This is a genomic window from Enterobacter sp. HSTU-ASh6 (assembly GCF_026319105.1).
Classification (GTDB): domain Bacteria; phylum Pseudomonadota; class Gammaproteobacteria; order Enterobacterales; family Enterobacteriaceae; genus Enterobacter; species Enterobacter sichuanensis.
Map to the genome: position 1 here is coordinate 235,970 of NZ_WSPD01000004.1, position 18,420 is coordinate 254,389.

At 56.4% G+C, this 18,420-nt stretch carries 16 protein-coding genes and 5 tRNA genes; 15 read left to right on the forward strand and 6 right to left on the reverse strand.

From position 1 onward, the window contains the following. Window positions 1–40 precede the first annotated feature (40 nt). The 15 genes from pncC to GM298_RS06800 all read left to right on the forward strand — a co-directional run bounded on the left by pncC (window position 41) and on the right by GM298_RS06800 (window position 10,535). Window positions 41–538, forward strand: coding sequence for a nicotinamide-nucleotide amidase (gene pncC, locus GM298_RS06730; protein WP_025757122.1), 498 nt, complete (start codon window positions 41–43; stop codon window positions 536–538). Between the two features lie 89 nt (window positions 539–627). Continuing rightward, window positions 628–1,686, forward strand: coding sequence for a recombinase RecA (recA, locus tag GM298_RS06735; RefSeq protein WP_025757123.1), 1,059 nt, complete (start codon window positions 628–630; stop codon window positions 1,684–1,686). A 68-nt stretch (window positions 1,687–1,754) separates the two neighbouring features. After that, window positions 1,755–2,255, forward strand: a complete 501-nt coding sequence (gene recX / locus GM298_RS06740) for a recombination regulator RecX (RefSeq protein WP_025757124.1) — start codon at window positions 1,755–1,757, stop codon at window positions 2,253–2,255. A gap of 131 nt (window positions 2,256–2,386) precedes the next feature. Further along, the gene (alaS, locus tag GM298_RS06745) at window positions 2,387–5,014 is read left to right on the forward strand and encodes an alanine--tRNA ligase (RefSeq protein WP_266153822.1); all 2,628 of its coding nucleotides are present in this window, start codon (window positions 2,387–2,389) and stop codon (window positions 5,012–5,014) included. Between the two features lie 241 nt (window positions 5,015–5,255). After that, on the forward strand, window positions 5,256–5,441 hold the full coding sequence (csrA, locus tag GM298_RS06750) for a carbon storage regulator CsrA (protein ID WP_000906486.1): 186 nt from the start codon (window positions 5,256–5,258) through the stop codon (window positions 5,439–5,441). 342 nt (window positions 5,442–5,783) lie between these two features. Next, a tRNA-Ser gene (locus GM298_RS06755) sits at window positions 5,784–5,876 on the forward strand. A 4-nt stretch (window positions 5,877–5,880) separates the two neighbouring features. Beyond that, window positions 5,881–5,957 (forward strand) — tRNA-Arg (locus tag GM298_RS06760). Between the two features lie 64 nt (window positions 5,958–6,021). Further along, window positions 6,022–6,098: transfer RNA gene (locus GM298_RS06765), tRNA-Arg, on the forward strand. Between the two features lie 29 nt (window positions 6,099–6,127). Further along, window positions 6,128–6,204: transfer RNA gene (locus tag GM298_RS06770), tRNA-Arg, on the forward strand. Between the two features lie 29 nt (window positions 6,205–6,233). Beyond that, window positions 6,234–6,310 (forward strand) — tRNA-Arg (locus GM298_RS06775). Between the two features lie 117 nt (window positions 6,311–6,427). Continuing rightward, window positions 6,428–6,994: a fructose-1-phosphate/6-phosphogluconate phosphatase gene (gene yqaB, locus GM298_RS06780; RefSeq protein WP_025757126.1), complete on the forward strand. Its 567-nt coding sequence runs from the start codon at window positions 6,428–6,430 to the stop codon at window positions 6,992–6,994. Beyond that, window positions 6,991–7,419: a YqaA family protein gene (locus GM298_RS06785; protein ID WP_025757127.1), complete on the forward strand. Its 429-nt coding sequence runs from the start codon at window positions 6,991–6,993 to the stop codon at window positions 7,417–7,419. The genes yqaB and GM298_RS06785 overlap by 4 nt, the downstream gene beginning before the upstream one ends. Window positions 7,420–7,502: 83 nt before the next feature. After that, window positions 7,503–9,047 carry a glutamate--cysteine ligase gene (gene gshA / locus GM298_RS06790; protein ID WP_045286061.1) on the forward strand — a complete coding sequence of 515 codons (1,545 nt, stop codon included), beginning with the start codon at window positions 7,503–7,505 and terminating at the stop codon, window positions 9,045–9,047. Between the two features lie 153 nt (window positions 9,048–9,200). Then, window positions 9,201–9,716 carry an S-ribosylhomocysteine lyase gene (gene luxS / locus GM298_RS06795; RefSeq protein ID WP_025757129.1) on the forward strand — a complete coding sequence of 172 codons (516 nt, stop codon included), beginning with the start codon at window positions 9,201–9,203 and terminating at the stop codon, window positions 9,714–9,716. 54 nt (window positions 9,717–9,770) lie between these two features. Beyond that, complete coding sequence (locus GM298_RS06800) at window positions 9,771–10,535, forward strand: AraC family transcriptional regulator (protein WP_095449261.1); 765 nt, start codon at window positions 9,771–9,773, stop codon at window positions 10,533–10,535. Here the strand turns inward: GM298_RS06800 and leuA are convergent. From leuA to proX, 6 genes are all read right to left on the reverse strand, one after another. After that, the gene (gene leuA, locus GM298_RS06805) at window positions 10,522–12,177 is read right to left on the reverse strand and encodes a 2-isopropylmalate synthase (RefSeq protein WP_266153823.1); all 1,656 of its coding nucleotides are present in this window, start codon (window positions 12,175–12,177) and stop codon (window positions 10,522–10,524) included. The genes GM298_RS06800 and leuA overlap by 14 nt on opposite strands. A gap of 190 nt (window positions 12,178–12,367) precedes the next feature. Further along, window positions 12,368–13,915, reverse strand: coding sequence for a multidrug efflux MFS transporter permease subunit EmrB (gene emrB / locus GM298_RS06810; protein WP_025757132.1), 1,548 nt, complete (start codon window positions 13,913–13,915; stop codon window positions 12,368–12,370). A gap of 16 nt (window positions 13,916–13,931) precedes the next feature. Further along, window positions 13,932–15,104, reverse strand: a complete 1,173-nt coding sequence (gene emrA, locus GM298_RS06815) for a multidrug efflux MFS transporter periplasmic adaptor subunit EmrA (RefSeq protein ID WP_045286064.1) — start codon at window positions 15,102–15,104, stop codon at window positions 13,932–13,934. A gap of 126 nt (window positions 15,105–15,230) precedes the next feature. Then, entirely contained in the window at window positions 15,231–15,761 is a 531-nt protein-coding gene (gene mprA / locus GM298_RS06820; RefSeq protein WP_047959312.1) for a transcriptional repressor MprA, read from the reverse strand. A 314-nt stretch (window positions 15,762–16,075) separates the two neighbouring features. Then, a complete protein-coding gene (locus GM298_RS06825) occupies window positions 16,076–17,260 on the reverse strand; it encodes an MFS transporter (protein WP_266153824.1) in 1,185 nt (394 codons plus the stop codon). Window positions 17,261–17,418: 158 nt separating this feature from the next. Then, on the reverse strand, window positions 17,419–18,414 hold the full coding sequence (proX, locus tag GM298_RS06830) for a glycine betaine/L-proline ABC transporter substrate-binding protein ProX (protein WP_047959310.1): 996 nt from the start codon (window positions 18,412–18,414) through the stop codon (window positions 17,419–17,421). Between the last annotated feature and the right edge of the window lie 6 nt (window positions 18,415–18,420).

Sequence of the window (18,420 nt, forward strand, 5' to 3'; positions counted from 1 at the left end):
CTATCTTGTGCAGCACGTTTTTCTGATGCCTGGAGCGAGAATGACTGACCATGAATTGATGCAGCTGAGCGAGATAGTGGGCCTGGCGCTTAAGCAACGTGGGGCGACCGTCACCACCGCTGAGTCCTGTACGGGCGGCTGGGTTGCCAAAGCGATTACCGATATTGCCGGCAGTTCCGCCTGGTTTGAACGTGGCTTTGTGACCTACAGTAACGAAGCAAAAGCACAGATGATTGGCGTGCGGGAATCCACCCTTGAACAGCATGGCGCGGTCAGCGAACCGGTGGTGATCGAGATGGCCATTGGCGCGCTCAAAGAGGCACGGGCCGATTACGCGATCTCCATTAGCGGCATCGCGGGTCCGGACGGCGGCAGCGACGTGAAGCCTGTCGGCACTGTCTGGTTTGGGTTTGCCAGCGCCAAAGGCGAAGGGATCACCCGCCGGGAGTGCTTTAGCGGCGATCGCGAAAGCGTGCGTCGTCAGGCCACCGTTTATGCGTTAAAAACGCTCTGGCAACAATTTCTACAAAATACTTGATACTGTATGACCATACAGTATAATTGCACCAACAGAACAGAAATCCACGGTGAAGCACAGTCGCTTCTCCCGGCATGACAGGAGTAATAATGGCTATCGACGAAAACAAACAGAAAGCGTTGGCGGCAGCACTGGGCCAGATCGAAAAGCAATTCGGTAAAGGCTCCATCATGCGCCTGGGTGAAGACCGTACCATGGATGTGGAAACGATCTCCACCGGTTCGCTTTCTCTGGATATCGCGCTGGGCGCGGGCGGCCTGCCAATGGGCCGTATCGTAGAAATCTACGGGCCAGAATCCTCCGGTAAAACCACCCTGACGCTGCAGGTCATTGCCGCCGCTCAGCGCGAAGGTAAAACCTGTGCGTTCATCGATGCCGAGCACGCGCTGGATCCGGTTTATGCACGTAAGCTGGGCGTGGATATCGACAACCTGCTCTGTTCTCAGCCGGACACCGGTGAACAGGCGCTGGAAATTTGTGACGCGCTGGCGCGCTCCGGTGCGGTTGACGTTATCGTGGTCGACTCCGTGGCAGCACTGACGCCAAAAGCGGAAATCGAAGGCGAAATCGGCGACTCTCACATGGGCCTCGCGGCACGTATGATGAGCCAGGCGATGCGTAAGCTGGCGGGTAACCTGAAGCAGTCCAATACGCTGCTGATCTTCATCAACCAGATCCGTATGAAAATTGGTGTGATGTTCGGTAACCCGGAAACCACCACCGGTGGTAACGCCCTGAAATTCTACGCCTCTGTCCGTCTGGATATCCGCCGTATCGGTGCGGTGAAAGAGGGCGAGAACGTGGTCGGGAGCGAAACCCGCGTGAAGGTTGTGAAGAACAAAATTGCAGCGCCGTTCAAACAGGCTGAATTCCAGATCCTCTACGGTGAAGGGATTAACTTCTTCGGCGAGCTGGTTGACCTGGGTGTGAAAGAGAAGCTGATCGAAAAAGCAGGTGCCTGGTACAGCTACAACGGTGACAAAATTGGTCAGGGTAAAGCGAATGCGATCGCCTGGCTGAAAGAGAACCCGGCTGCGGCGAAAGAGATTGAGAAGAAAGTGCGTGAGCTTCTGCTGAATAATCAGGATGCTACTCCAGACTTCGCGGTGGATAGCGCGGATGCTGAAGAAACCAACGAAGACTTTTAATTCTTTCGTTTAACCATGAAGGGCTGCTGATGCGGCCCTTTTTGCATTTCTGAATCAGCAGGTTTTTTATGAGTGAACCGACGACCCGCCGACCCGCATATGCACGCTTACTGGACCGTGCGGTACGCATTCTTGCTGTCCGTGACCACAGTGAACAGGAGCTGCGCCGAAAACTGTCGGCGCCGGTGATGGGTAAAAACGGGCCGGAAGAGATTGATGCCACCGCGGAAGATTATGACCGGGTGATTGCCTGGTGTTACGAGCACCGCTATCTGGATGATGATCGTTTCGCTTCCCGGTTTCTCGCCAGCCGAGGCCGCAAAGGATATGGACCGGCGCGCATTCGCCAGGAGCTAAACCAGAAAGGCGTTTCCCGTGAGTCCATTGAAAAAGCGATGCGTGAATGCGACACCGACTGGTGTGCGCTGGCAAAAGAGCAGGCGATCCGCAAGTACGGTGAACCCCTGCCGCACGGGTTTTCAGAAAAAGTTAAAATCCAGCGCTTTTTGCTCTACCGCGGCTTCCTGATGGAAGATATTCAGGATATCTGGCGTAATTTTGCCGATTGAACGCATGCGGGATTTTACTTCCCACTAAAGAAAACTTATCTTATTCCCACTTTTTCCAGTAGCTGGCCTGTCCAGGGGTTTACCGATACAGACCTGCTACGACATTTCGTTAGCTTGATTTCAGGATAATTATGAGCAAGAGCACCGCTGAGATCCGTCAGGCGTTTCTCGATTTTTTCCATAGTAAGGGACACCAGGTTGTTGCCAGCAGCTCCCTGGTACCGAACAACGATCCGACTCTGCTGTTTACCAACGCCGGGATGAACCAGTTCAAGGATGTGTTCCTTGGTCTCGACAAGCGTAATTATTCCCGCGCCACAACCTCACAGCGTTGCGTGCGTGCGGGCGGTAAACACAACGACCTGGAAAACGTCGGTTACACCGCGCGTCACCACACGTTCTTCGAAATGCTGGGTAACTTCAGCTTCGGCGACTACTTCAAACACGATGCCATTCAATACGCGTGGGAACTGCTGACCGGTGAAAACTGGTTCAACCTGCCGAAAGAGCGTCTGTGGGTTACCGTCTATGAAACCGATGACGAAGCCTACGAAATCTGGGAAAAAGAAGTCGGGATCCCGCGCGAGCGTATTATTCGCATCGGTGATAACAAAGGCGCGCCATACGCGTCGGACAACTTCTGGCAGATGGGTGATACCGGTCCTTGCGGTCCGTGCACCGAGATCTTCTACGATCACGGCGACCACATCTGGGGCGGTCCTCCAGGCAGCCCGGAAGAAGACGGCGATCGCTACATTGAGATCTGGAACATCGTCTTCATGCAGTTCAACCGTCAGGCCGACGGTACCATGGAGCCGCTGCCGAAGCCTTCCGTTGATACCGGTATGGGCCTGGAGCGTATTGCCGCGGTTCTGCAGCACGTTAACTCCAACTACGAGATTGACCTGTTCAGCACTCTGATCAAAGCCGTTGCGGACGTCACCGGCGCGACCGATCTGAACAACAAATCGTTGCGCGTTATCGCCGACCATATCCGTTCCTGTGCGTTCCTGATCGCCGACGGTGTTATCCCGTCGAATGAAAACCGTGGCTACGTGCTGCGTCGTATCATTCGTCGCGCCATCCGTCACGGCAACATGCTGGGCGCGAAGGACACCTTCTTCTATAAACTCGTTGGGCCACTGATTGGCGTGATGGGTACTGCCGGCGATGAGCTGAAACGCCAGCAGGCACAGGTAGAGCAGGTTCTGAAAACCGAAGAAGAGCAGTTTGCGCGTACACTGGAGCGCGGTCTGGCGCTGCTCGACGACGAGCTGGCGAAACTGAAAGGCGACACGCTGGATGGCGAAACCGCTTTCCGTCTGTACGACACCTATGGCTTCCCGGTTGACCTGACGGCAGACGTTTGCCGCGAGCGCAACATCAAAGTTGACGAAGAGGGCTTCGAAGCGGCGATGGAAGAGCAGCGTCGTCGCGCGCGTGAGTCCAGCGGTTTCGGTGCAGATTACAACGCAATGATCCGCGTTGATAGCGCGTCTGAATTCAAAGGTTACGACGCGCTGGAACTGACCGGTAAAGTGACCGCCCTGTTTGTTGACGGCAAAGCCGTAGACAGCATCAGCGCAGGTCAGGATGCGGTTGTCATTCTGGACAAAACCCCGTTCTATGCGGAATCCGGCGGTCAGGTTGGCGATAAAGGCGAACTGAAAGGCAACGGTTTCAGCTTCAGCGTGAGCGACACCCAGAAATACGGTCAGGCGATTGGTCACCAGGGCAAACTGGTTTCCGGTTCTCTGAAAGTGGGCGAGGGCGTCCAGGCTAACGTTGATGAAGCTCGCCGCGCGCGCATTCGTCTCAACCACTCTGCCACCCACCTGATGCACGCTGCACTGCGCGAGGTGCTGGGTACCCACGTTGCACAGAAAGGTTCTCTGGTTAACGACAAAGTGCTGCGTTTCGACTTCTCGCATTTTGAAGCGATGAAACCGTCTGAAATCCGTGCGGTGGAAGATCTGGTGAACGCGCAGATCCGTCGTAACCTGCCTATCGAAACCCATATCATGGATCTCGAGGCGGCGAAGAAAAAAGGCGCGATGGCGCTGTTTGGTGAGAAATATGACGACCGTGTTCGCGTGTTGAGCATGGGCGACTTCTCTACCGAGCTGTGCGGTGGTACTCACGCCTCCCGCACCGGTGACATTGGCCTGTTCCGCATTGTTTCCGAGTCGGGGACGGCGGCAGGTGTGCGTCGTATTGAAGCGGTGACCGGTGAAGGGGCGATTGCCAGCCTGCATGCGCAGAGCGATCAGCTGCACGACATCGCGCAGCTGCTGAAAGGTGATAGCCAGAACCTGGGCGAGAAAGTGCGCGTTGCACTGGATCGCACGCGTCAGCTGGAAAAAGAGCTGCAGCAGCTGAAAGAGCAGGCTGCGGCGCAGGAGAGTGCAAACCTCTCCAGCAAGGCTGTAGACATTAAGGGCGTTAAACTGCTGGTCAGCGATCTGGCGGGGGTTGAGCCTAAGATGCTGCGTACTATGGTCGACGATCTCAAGAACCAGCTTGGTTCCACCGTTATCGTGCTGGCGACAGTGGCAGAAGGTAAGGTTTCTCTGATTGCGGGCGTCTCTAAGGATGTGACCGACCGCGTAAAAGCAGGGGAGCTGATTGGTATGGTCGCTCAGCAGGTGGGCGGCAAAGGTGGCGGTCGTCCGGACATGGCGCAAGCCGGTGGTACGGATGCGGCGGCACTTCCGCAAGCTTTGGCCAGCGTTGAAAGCTGGGTAAGCGCGAAACTGTAATAACTACAAAGCACAAGCAGACGCCATAGCGGTAACGTTATGGCGTCTTGTTCACTGTGCTATCGATAACGATAAAGTCAGGTTGAGTTTGTGTATATCGGCTAAACTTACGTTTAACAGAATGTGATGCCGTGACTGCTTACACTTTACGTGTTTGTCATCGCTTACTTTTTGGCGTTATATGATGGATAATGCCGGGATACAAGAGACCCGACTCTTTTAATCTTTCAAGGAGCAAAGAATGCTGATTCTGACTCGTCGAGTTGGTGAGACCCTCATGATTGGGGATGAGGTCACCGTGACAGTTTTAGGGGTAAAGGGTAACCAGGTACGTATTGGTGTTAACGCTCCTAAAGAAGTATCTGTCCACCGTGAAGAGATCTACCAGCGTATCCAGGCTGAAAAATCCCAGCAGTCCAGTTACTGATATTGTCGCGTCTCGCTGTCGGGCGAGACGCAACCCTCCTGTCATTTTTCCTGCTCAAAGTTACCGTTTAATTTCAACCGCTCTCTTTTTAACCACTCCGTTACCCTTTACTCGTCTCTGCACTGCCTTTTCTGCCACAGTTTTATGTGAAGATGCCTGCAAAATCCGCTTATAAAACACCCTCTTTGCGGCTTTTACATGCGAATTGCCTGTGATTTGTGCAAACGATAAAAGCTTTTGGAAAATTGTTTGACTTATAAGTCCCAGAAAGTAATATATGCGCCACGCAGCGACGAGAAGCTCTTAACGAGTCACTCGAAGCACTCGAAAGAGGCGTTGTGTGGTGAGGTGGCCGAGAGGCTGAAGGCGCTCCCCTGCTAAGGGAGTATGCGGTCAAAAGCTGCATCCGGGGTTCGAATCCCCGCCTCACCGCCATTTTGCATCCGTAGCTCAGCTGGATAGAGTACTCGGCTACGAACCGAGCGGTCGGAGGTTCGAATCCTCCCGGATGCACCATCTATTACTTCATATTGCTTTAGAAGTGATATGAATATCGAGCAGTACAGTAGTAAATCCCGATGCATCCGTAGCTCAGCTGGATAGAGTACTCGGCTACGAACCGAGCGGTCGGAGGTTCGAATCCTCCCGGATGCACCATTTACTGTTTCTAAAAGCATTTCCCCGATGCATCCGTAGCTCAGCTGGATAGAGTACTCGGCTACGAACCGAGCGGTCGGAGGTTCGAATCCTCCCGGATGCACCATTTACTGTTTCTAAAAGCATTTCCCCGATGCATCCGTAGCTCAGCTGGATAGAGTACTCGGCTACGAACCGAGCGGTCGGAGGTTCGAATCCTCCCGGATGCACCATCTTCTCCTTCTTTGTTTATTCCTTCGACGTTCCGTCAGCAATCACACTCTCAGTCAGCGACAAAAAACACCTTTTACGATAAAGTAATGCTTTGTTAATCGTTTAGCGAGAGCACGATGTACGCACAGTATGACGGTTTGATCTTCGATATGGATGGCACTCTCCTGGATACCGAACCTACGCATCGTCAAGCCTGGACTGACGTCCTGGGCCGCTACGGCATGCGTTTCGATCTTCAGGCGATGATTGCCCTTAACGGATCGCCCACCTGGCGTATTGCGCAGGCCGTGATTGAACTGAATCAGGCCGATCTCGACCCGCACCTGCTCGCGCGCGAAAAAACCGATGCGGTAAAAGCCATGCTTTTAGATACTGTCCGCCCGTTGCCGCTGGTTGACGTGGTAAAAGCGTGGCACGGACGTCGCCCAATGTCGGTCGGCACGGGCAGCGAAAGCGCGATTGCAGAAGCCTTACTCAATCATCTTGGCCTGCGCCACTATTTTTCTGCCGTGGTCGCCGCCGATCATGTTAAGCACCACAAGCCAGCACCGGACACCTTCCTGCTTTGCGCAGAATTAATGGGCGTCCCGGCGGCAAAATGCGTCGTGTTTGAAGATGCCGATTTCGGTATTCAGGCCGCGCGTGATGCCGGCATGGCCGCGGTGGATGTGCGCTTACTGTGAGTGACGCACTGTCACTTGCCTCATTATTCGCCAGCAGTTTCTTAAGCGCCACGCTGTTACCGGGCAATTCGGAAGTGGTGCTGGTGGCGATGCTGTTGTCCGGCGTGAGTCAGCCCTGGCTGCTGGTGTTAATAGCAACAATGGGTAATAGCCTTGGAGGGCTGACTAACGTTATTCTTGGGCGTTTCTTTCCGCTGCGTGAGACATCGCGCTGGCAGGAAAAGGCAGTCGGCTGGCTAAAACGCTATGGCGCTGCCACGCTGTTATTAAGCTGGATGCCTGTAATAGGCGATTTACTGTGTCTGCTGGCGGGATGGATGCGCATCTCCTGGGGACCAGTGCTCTTTTTTTTGTGCCTTGGCAAAGCGGTGCGTTATGTCCTTGTGGCATGGGCAACGCTGCAGGGTATGACGTGGTGGCACTAATTGGTGGAATGAATACGCGACCTTCAATCGTCAACCATTACAATTATGCTGAGTAACATTACTTTGACAGGCGGGAGGTCAATTTGATCCCGGACGTATCTCAGGCGCTGGCCTGGCTGGAAAACCACCCTCAGGCATTGAAGGGTATTCAGCGTGGTCTTGAGCGTGAAACGCTGCGCGTTAACGCGGACGGTAGTTTAGCGACGACGGGTCACCCGAAGGCGTTAGGCTCGGCGCTGACACATAAATGGATCACAACCGATTTCGCTGAAGCACTGCTGGAGTTTATCACCCCGGTAGAAGGCGATATTGATCATATGCTGACGATCATGCGCGATATCCATCGCTACACGGCGCGTAATCTGGGCGACGAGCGTATGTGGCCTCTCAGCATGCCGTGTTATATCGAGCAGGGCCAGGAGATTGAGCTGGCACAGTACGGCACATCGAATATCGGCCGGCTGAAAACGCTCTACCGTGAAGGGCTGAAAAACCGCTACGGCGCGTTGATGCAGACAATTTCGGGCGTGCACTACAATTTCTCGCTGCCAATGGCTTTCTGGCAGGCGAAATGCGGTGAAACGGATAAGGACGCGATCTCCGCGGGCTATTTCCGCCTGATCCGCAACTATTACCGCTTCGGCTGGGTTATTCCTTATCTGTTTGGTGCGTCGCCGGCCATCTGCTCGTCGTTCCTGCAGGGGAAACCGACGACGCTGCCGTTCGAGAAGACCGAGTGTGGAATGTACTATCTCCCATATGCCACCTCTCTGCGCCTGAGCGATCTGGGTTATACCAATAAATCGCAAAGCAATCTCGGTATTACGTTTAACGAATTGCACGAATATGTGGCAGGATTGAAGCGGGCGATCAAAACCCCGTCGGAAGAGTACGAAAAAATCGGCCTCGAAAAAGACGGTAAGCGCCTGCAGATCAACAGCAACGTCCTGCAGATTGAAAACGAGCTGTATGCGCCAATTCGTCCTAAGCGCGTGACGCGCAGCGGTGAAACCCCGTCGGATGCGCTGCAGCGCGGTGGGATTGAATACATTGAAGTGCGCTCGCTGGATATCAACCCGTTCTCACCGATTGGCGTTGATGAACAGCAGGTTCGCTTCCTGGACCTGTTTATGGTCTGGTGCGTGCTGGCGGATGCGCCGGAAATGAGTTCAGACGAACTGCTCTGTACCCGTACAAACTGGAACCGCGTGATTCTGGAAGGGCGTAAACCAGGCCTGACGCTGGGTATCGGCTGTGAAACCGCACAGTTCCCGCTGACGAAAGTCGGTAAAGATCTGTTCCGTGACCTGAAGCGTGTTGCCCGGACGATGGACAGCATGGAGGGCGGCGACGCGTATCAGCAGATTTGCGACCAGCTGGTGGAATGCTTTGATAACCCGGAGCTGACGTTCTCAGCACGTATTCTGCGTTCTATGATTGATCAGGGCATCGGCGGTACCGGGCGTTCGCTTGCGGCGGAATACCGTGAGATGCTGTTGCAAGAGCCATTAGAAGTCCTGAGCGAAGCGGATTTCGTTGCGGAACGCGATGCGTCCGTGGTGCGTCAGAAAGAGGTTGAAGCGGCGGATTCGGAGTCGTTTGAGGCGTTTCTGGCGAAGCAGGCTTAAGCAGAAAAGAAAAAGGCCACATCGCTGTGGCCAAAATATACATCTCTGAATTCAGGGATGATGATAACAAATGCGCGTCTTTCATATACTCAGACGCGCATTCTGTAGAAGAGTTCAGTTTATTTTAAAAAAAATCACTACCGGAGGTGACGTATGCCGTTATTAGATAGCTTTACTGTCGACCATACCCGTATGGAAGCACCTGCAGTCCGCGTGGCGAAGACCATGCACACCCCGCACGGCGACACGATCACCGTCTTCGATCTGCGTTTCTGCGTGCCAAACAAAGAAGTGATGCCGGAGAAAGGCATTCATACGCTGGAACACCTGTTCGCTGGTTTCATGCGTGACCACCTGAACGGCAACGGCGTTGAGATCATCGATATCTCTCCAATGGGCTGCCGTACCGGCTTCTACATGAGCCTGATTGGCCAGCCTGAAGAGAAACGTGTGGCAGATGCCTGGAAAGCGGCCATGCAGGATGTGCTGAAGGTAAAAGAGCAGAGCCAGATCCCTGAGCTGAACGTTTACCAGTGTGGGACTTACCAGATGCACTCTCTGGAAGAAGCGCAGGAGATTGCGCGTCACATCATCGAGCGTGATGTCCGCGTGAACAGCAACGAAGAGCTGGCCCTGCCAAAAGAAAAACTGCAGGAACTGCACATCTAGTGCACCTTCTCCCTCTCCCACCGGGAGAGGGTAGGGTGAGGGTGGTTTAATCCCATGACCACAACCTTAACCTTCTCCTTTACCCATCGTCCCCTTGTGCCGTTTGCCCATGATTACGTTCATGGTGACAACGAGCCGTGGCATGAGCATGACTGCGCGCAACTGCTGCATACCCTGAGCGGCGTGGTACGGGTAGATACCGCATCCGGCTGCTGGGTTGTCCCTCCGGGCCGCGGCGTCTGGCTACCGGCGGGTACCCGTCACTCGTTGCGTATTACCGGCAACGTGGCGGCGCGCACGCTGTTTATCGATCCGCTGGCGCGGGCCGATCTCCCGGCCACCTGCCAGATCGTGCAGATCTCCCCGCTGCTGCGGGAACTGATCCTCGCTGCGCTCTCGCTTCCCGAGTCTTACGCACCGGGGAGCCGAGACGAACGCGTGTATGAGCTCATTCTGGATGAAATTCGCCTTATGCCGGTACTGCCGTTTCATCTCCCGGAGCCGGAAAGTGAACCGCTACGCCGTCTTTGCCAGCAGATCCGCCAGACCGCCGGGGAGAGCTGGAGCAGTGCACAAGCCGCGGGCCTGCTAGGCATGAGCGAGCGCACAATGAACCGCCATTTTCAGCAGCAGACGGGATTAAGCTACGGTGAGTGGCTGAGACGGGCGCGCCTGCTGGAGGCGCTGGTACGGCTGGCGCAGGGCCAGCCGGTGCTTCGGGTGGCGCTGGAACTGGGTTACGGCAGTCACAGCGCCTTTACGGCCATGTTCCGCCGGGTGATGGGCATTTCACCCAGCGACTACTTCAAAGACAGCTAACCGCATTAAAAAGTGCCTGAAGCGAGGCGCGCGAGACGTCGCTGTCAATTCCCACGCCCCAGCGGTTGCTGCCGTCCTGAAACAGGCAGCGAATGTACGCCACCGAACGGCTGTCGCTGCGTTCGCCTAACGAATGTTCGTGATAATCCTTAATCACGAACGGCGCGTTGACCCAGCGGCTTAACCCCTGAGCGGCGGCGGACAGCAGGCCGTTACCCTGACCTTCGAGCTGGCGCGTTCCCCCCTGCGTACAGATGCTTGCCGTCAAACGCAGCTGACCGTCCTGCTGGCCATCGCTGCGATAGGATTGCAGCGCTAACGGCGGCGTTGCCACCAGGCCGTAGCGGGTGCGGAACAGCTGCCACAGCGCGTTTTGCGTCATCTCTTTTCCGTGGCGGTCGGTTTCCTGCTGTACATGCTGGCTGAAATCCTGCTGCAGGGCGCGGGGTAATTTCAGACCATGATTCTGCTCGATAAGCCACGCGCTGCCGCTTTTCCCTGACTGGCTGTTCACGCGGATCACCGCTTCATAGGTGCAGCCGATATCCTGCGGGTCAACGGGCAGGTAAGGCATCTCCCAGCGGTCGCCTGGCCTGCGGGCATCAAAGCCTTTTTTGATGGCGTCCTGGTGCGAGCCGGAGAAGGCGGTATAGGCCAGACGTCCGGCCCACGGATGGCGCGGATGCACCGGCAGCTGGTTGCAGGTTTCCACCACTTCCACCACCCGGTTCATATCGCTAAAGTCCAGATTCGGGCTAATACCCTGGCTGTAAAGGTTCATCGCCAGCGTCACCAGGCAGACGTTGCCTGTACGTTCCCCGTTCCCGAAGAGACAGCCCTCCACGCGGTCAGCGCCCGCCATCACGGCCAGCTCGGCGCTGGCAACGCCGGTACCGCGGTCGTTATGCGGATGCACGCTGATGCAGACATCGCGGCGGCGGCTAAAGTGGCGACAGAAATACTCGATCTGATCGGCATAGACGTTCGGCGTGCTCACTTCGACGGTCGCGGGTAAGTTGATCACCATCGGGCGTTCGTCGCACGGTTGCCAGATCTCCGCCACGGCTTCACAAATCTCCAGCGCAAATTCCGGCTCGGTAAAGCAGAAGGTCTCCGGAGAGTATTCATACTGCCAGCGGGTGTCGGGATTTTCCTCGCACAGCTTACGGATGAGCCGCGTGGCGCGCGTCGCCAGCTCAACGATTTGCCCTTTCTCCATGCCGAATACCAGGCGGCGGAACAGCGGAGCGGTGGCGTTATACAGATGGACGGTGGCCTGCTTCGCACCGCGCAGGGATTCAAAAGTACGATGGATGAGATCTTCCCGCGCCTGAGTGAGCACCTGAATCGTAACGTCATCCGGAATGCGGTTCTCTTCAATCAGCTGGCGGACAAAGTTGAAATCCGTCTGCGAGGCGGAGGGAAAAGCGACCTCGATCTCTTTAAACCCGCAGCTCAGCAGCAGATCCCAGAACTGCAGCTTGCGCGCGCTGTCCATCGGCTCGGCCAGGGCCTGGTTGCCGTCGCGTAAGTCGGTGGAGAGCCAGCGCGGCGCGTGGGTAATGCGTTGCTCCGGCCAGCGGCGGTCGGGAAGAGAAATAGCGGGATAAGGCTGGTACTTGTCGGCGGGTGTGTTCAGCATGATGCGCTCCTGTTGTCTTTTCACTATCGTGAAGGGATTTCAGGCGCGCTGCTTTATCGGAGGTGACAATTGCTGTCGCGTTTTGGACAGGGAGGTGATGGTTGCCGGGTGGCGGCTATGCCTTACCCGGCCTACAGGATTATTTGTAGGCCCGGTAAGCGCAGCGCCACCGGGCAACCCGCGCAGAGGACTAATGCGCGCCGCCACCCCCGCCACCGGCACCAAACGGCGGTCTGGCAAACCACACCAGCCCCAGCAGGACGATAAAGATCCCTGCCGAAATCCAGAAAATCTCGTTAGCCGAGATAATCAGCCCCTGGTTGGTGATCTGCTGGGCAATCCAGCCGGACGCCTGCTGCTCCGTCATGCCCATTCCCTGAAGCTGGCTATACATCTGCTGCGCATTCGGGTTGTAGGGATTCACCGCTTCGGTCAGTTGCGCGTGGTGCATCGATTCACGGTTTGTCCACAGGGTGGTGGTGATCGACGTCCCGATGGAGCCCGCCAGTGTACGGGTGAAGTTCGACAGGCTCGACGCAGCCGCCAGACGCTCAGGCGGCAGGCCGGAGAGCGTGATGGTGGTCAGCGGCATAAAGAAGCACGCAACCGCGAAGCCCTGAATAAACTGCGGCCACGCAGAGGCGCCAAAGTCCATTCCCGGCTCAAAGGTATACGCGCGCCAGTAGAAGCACACCGCATACATAATGAAGCTGAAGGTCACCAGCCGACGCATGTCGAGCTTGTGGGCAAAGCGGCCAATAATCGGCGACAGCAGGACCGGGATCACCCCGACCGGCGCGGACGCCAGACCCGCCCAGGTTGCGGTATATCCATACACCTCCTGCAACAGCTGCGGCAGCAGAACAATCGCGCCGAAGTAGAGCATATAGGCGAGGCTGATACACAGACAGCCGATGGTGAAATTTCGCGACTTAAACAGTGAGAGATCGACTATCGGGTTTTCGTCCGTCAGCTCCCAGACAATCAGGAAGCTCAGCGACACCACCGCGACAATGGTCAGGATGATAATTTCCTGCGAGTTGAACCAGTCGAGCTCTTTACCGCGGTCGAGCATGATCTGCAGACTGCCGATGCCGAGGATCAGCAGCGCCAGCCCGATGCTGTCGATACGCCGCTGCTCGGTACGCGTTTCACGGCCGCGCAGGGATTGCAGCGTCATCAGCACCACGACGGCACCAATCGGGACGTTGATAAAGAAGATCCAGCCCCAGTGGTAGTTATCGCTGATGTAGCCACCCAGAATCGGTCCGCAGATAGGCGCGACGATAACGGTCATCGACCACAGCGCCAGCGCGACGGAGCGTTTTGCGGGAGGGTAGTTGCTCAACAGCAAACTCTGGGAGAGCGGGATCAGCGGCCCCGCGACTATCCCCTGAATGACGCGGAAGAAAATCAGCATCGTCAGGCTGCTGGACATGCCGCAGGCCCAGGAGGCCAGCACAAACGCCACCGTGGACCAGAGGAACAGCTTCACTTCCCCGACGCGCTTCGCCAGCCAGCCGGTAATCGGAATGGAGATGGCGTTCGCCACCCCAAACGAGGTGATGACCCAGGTTCCCTGGCTCAGGGACGAGCCAAGGTTACCGGCGATGGTCGGGATGGCCACGTTTGCGATGGTGGAGTCCAGCACCTGCATGAATGTCGCCAGCGACAGTGCAATGGTCATAATGACCAGCTGCGCGCCCTCCAGCGGTTTTTGCGGCTTTTGCTGTTGCATAACGCTCACCTTCGGATTAACCGGCGTTTGCCTTCACGATGTCATCGATCAGCTTGTTGACCGGATCGAGGCTAATTTCACGGGCGTTACTCTCATACGCCGGGCTGCTACGCACCTGGCTTGCCAGGATCTGACCATCGCGGTTGGCGGTGTCGACCGTCACCAGCGTAGAGAGGCCGATACGCAGCGGGTGATCCGCCAGCTGTTTGGCATCCAGTTCGATACGCACAGGCAGACGCTGGACCACTTTGATCCAGTTACCGGTGGCGTTCTGCGCGGGCAGCAGGGAGAAGGCGCTGCCGGTCCCCATATCCAGGCCAACCACTTTCCCGGTGTACTTCACGTCATCGCCGTAGATGTCGCTGACAACCGTCGCGGTCTGGCCGATACGCATATGGGCGAGCTGCGTCTCTTTAAAGTTGGCATCAACCCACAGATTGTCCGCCGGCACGACCGCCATCAGCGGGGTGGTAGGGCTAATCTGCGCCCCTGGCTGGACGGAACGGCGGGAGACATAGCCGGTCATCGGGCTGACGATTTTGGTACGCTGGAGGGCAAGCCATGCGTTGCGCACTTCAGTCGCGGCCTGCTGTACGGCTGGCTGGTTTTCGAGGCTGGTGCCCAGCACCATCGCCTGGTTGGCGTTGTACTGTTGAATGGCGACATCCAGCTGTGCCTGAGCGCTGGCAACGGCGTCACGCGCGTGCTGCAGCTCTTCACGGCCAATCAGGTTGGCGCTGCCGAGCGGTACGCGGCGGTTCAGGTCGCTCTGCGCCTGGGCAAGTGCGGTTTTCTGCACGTCGATGTTGGCCTGCAGCTGTTTGCTGTTGATCATCAGCTGGCGGGTCTGACGGACGCTGGAGGCCAGCGCGGTCTTCGCTTTCTCAAATGCCTGCTGGGCGTCGGTCGGATCGAGGGTCACCAACACATCGCCTTTTTGCACAAAGTCGGTATTGTCAGCCCAGACTTTCGTCACGCTGCCCGACACCTGCGCCATAATTTGTACCTGGTTCCCTGCCACGTACGCGTCGTCTGTTTCCTCAGCATGACGCAGTACTAAAAACCAATAGATCCCATATGCCACGGCAATAATGATAAAGAGCAAGGTCAACAGAAGAAGGGCGCTCTTACGTTTGCCTTTCTTATTGGCCGGTTGCTGCGGGGTAGTGCTCTCCGCATTTGCGCTCATTGTTGTTCTCCACGATCTTCTTATTTTCACATCGGCTGAGCCGACCTGTTGTCAGAAAGGCCAGCAGTGTGACGTGCTGGCCTGTCGGTTTTCTTATGAATCTGGATGGTTGAGCGTGTCGTCGCGTTAGCGCAGCGCCTCAAGAACGGCGCCGTCTTCATCCATCTGGTCCAGACGGGTGAGCAGCTTGCGAGTGATGTGCTCAAGCTGGTCGCGCTCGGCAGCGCTGAGGGCGGACCACAGTTTGTGCAGGCAATTGTGCTGAGGTGGCAGCACCTCACGCAGGAACTGGTGACCTTTGTCGGTCAGTTGCAGATGCAGGCAGCGGCGATCGTTGTCGCTTTCACGGCGTTCAATCCAGCCACGCTTTTCAAGCTCATCGGCAATACGGGTCGCATTGGTACGGGAGGAGCCCAGCGCGCAGCTCAATTCGGAAGGCTGAATGCTATGGTTTTCCTGAGACTCCAGCGTAATCAACGCCATAAACAACGTCTCGTTAATCCCTTGAGCTTTCAGCATTTTATTACGGTTTTCCAGTAGCTTACCCTGCATGTGCATGCACAGGCGAGTCAGCAGGATCTCCTGGTACGGGAAGTCCTCATGGCGACTGGCGCGGAATTTAAGCATTTGTTCAATGGGCGTAAACGAACTATCCATTTGGGCATAACCTCATTAATTACAGCCGATATAGTAACGACGGTGACAAATAATGTAAATGAATTATTTGTGCGGTTATATCCGCCAAATTAATGTCACCATCAGAAAGCGCCGGGTAAGTCCGTGACCCGGTGAGCACAGAAAGGGTAGGGTGTGAACCCGCTGAAGAGAGGATGTGAGGACGGGGGTCTGAACTGTTCATGCCGATTGTAAATATGTCACCCACATTAAAATTTCTGGGATAAATGATTACGTTTACATTAACAGACTGAGGGGCCTCTTTACACCCTAAGAGGCCCAACGCAATGTAAAACTTAATGAATTGCCTCCTGGCGATGGTAACCACGCCACCATACCACCAGGTTGAGTGCGGCAACGATGGCGCCAATCCCACACACGCCGGACCAGCCGGCATGCTGCCACGCCGAGGCGGAAATGAGCGAACCCGCTGCGCCGCCAATAAAGTAGCTGGTCATGTATCCGGCCGTGAGGCGGTTACGCGCCTCTGGCTTCACGCGGTAGATCACGGTCTGGTTGGTGATATGAACGCCCTGCACGGTGAGATCGAGCACCAGAATACCGACAATCAGCGCCAGCACCGAGACGTGCCCGTACCATATTGCCGCCCAGGAGAGCAGGAGTAAAACCAGCCCTGCGGAGGTGGTCAGGTGAGATTTGCCCTTGTCGGCCAGCCCACCCGCGGGACGCGCGCCCAGCGCGCCAGCGGCACCGGCCAGACCGAACAGACCAATCACCCCTTCGGAATAATTGAACGGCGGGGCGGCAAGCAGAAACGCCATCGACGTCCACAGAATGCTGAAGTTAGCGAAGGTGAAACAGCCGAGCAGGGCGCGGGTGCGCAGAAGTTTATCCTGCGTGAACAGGCTAAACACGGAGGCCAGCAGCTGCGGATAGTTCAGGTGGTTCTCCTGCTTCACCTTCGGCAGGCCGCGCCACAGCGCCAGCGCCATAACGACCATCAGGACGCTCGCCACCCAGTAAACGGTGCGCCAGCCGCCGAGGCTTGCCAGCAGTCCTGCAACGGTACGCGCCAGCAAAATCCCCAGCAGCAGGCCGCTCATGATGGTACCCACCACCTTGCTGCGTTTTTCCGGGGAGGCGAGGGTCGCCGCGAGAGGCACCAGAATTTGTGCCACCACGGAGAACAGCCCCGTAAGCGCGGTACCGACGATCATCATCGTCAGCGACTGGCTGCTGGCGGTGATCAGCATCCCGACGGCGGCCAGCAGGGTCATTGAGACAATCAGCATCCGGCGTTCAAACATATCGCCCAGCGGCACCAGGAACAGCAGCCCGGCGGCATAGCCGAGCTGCGCGGCCGTAACAATAAAGCCTGCGGAGCTGGCAGAGAGGTTGAACGCGCGGGCGATGGTGTCGAGAAGAGGTTGCGCGTAGTAGTTGCTGGCGACCGCCAGACCCGTTGCCACGGACATTAAAAGGATGAGTGCGGGGCTAAGCCCTTGAGTTGTTTTGGTCATTAGTTTCAGGAATCGTTAGTGAAGTGATTATTTTTCCGGAAACCATAATAGCTAATGATTGTGAATAGTGTGGGATTGTTACGTGATGGATTGTGCGGTTTGGGCCCCTCACCCGGCCCTCTCCCCTTTGGGGAGAGGGCCGGGTGAGGGGGGTATTTTTACTTCTGCGCTGCAAGCGCCTCTTTCACCCAGCCGTCAAACTGCTGCTGGTGGGCTTTGATCCAGCCGTCCACATGACCTTTCACATCCGCCTCAGAGGATTTGCCCGCATGCATCATTGCGTTCTGGGCGTTAATGTCCGCCAGCGGCAGCTTCATCACCGAAAACAGCTTCGCCGCCGCCGGGTTTTTCTCTGCCCAGGCTTTGTTGGCGACGATGTGCATAGTGTTCACCGGGAAACCGTAGTTCATGCCGTTCGGCAGTTTAGTGTCGATATCCTTTTGCTCGCCCGGCAGGGAGGAGAACGGCACCTGCAGCCACACCACGTCTTTACCCGGCTTCAGCACGTCGCTCACCCAGTATGGCGTCCAGGTGTAATAGATCACCGGTTTGCCCTCTTTGAAGCGGGCGATGGTGTCGGCCATCATCGCCGAATAGTTGCCGTGGCTCACCTCGACCGTTTTCGCCAGATCAAACGCTTTGTTCTGGTGGTTAATCACCGCTTCACAACCCCAGCCCGGCGAGCAGCCCATCATGTCGGCTTTACCGTCGCCGTTGGTGTCAAACAGCTTCGCGATCTGCGGATCTTTCAGCTGCGCAATATTGGTGATGTGATACTGGTCGGCGGTTTTCTTGTCGATCAGATACCCCTGGGCCGCACCGGTTACAAAAGTGCCTTCGCGGTAGAATTTCTTATCGCCGCCGGCGGCGGCATACATATCGTCGTGCAGCGGCTGCCAGTTTACGGCGGTAAAGGTGGCATCACCGGAGGCAATCGAGGTGTAGCCGACGTTGTAATCCACTTCGCTCGGCGTGTTAACCGTGTAGCCCAGCTTCTCCAGCGCGCGGCTGACCAGCAGGGTCTGGAAGCTCTCTTCCGAAATGGTGCTCTGCACCGGCTGCACGGTAATGCCTTTGCCCGGCAGGTCAGCGGCGAATGCGCTGGTGGAGACAAGGGTGGCAAACGCTGTGGCAAAAAGTACGCTCTGTCGCATCGTTGT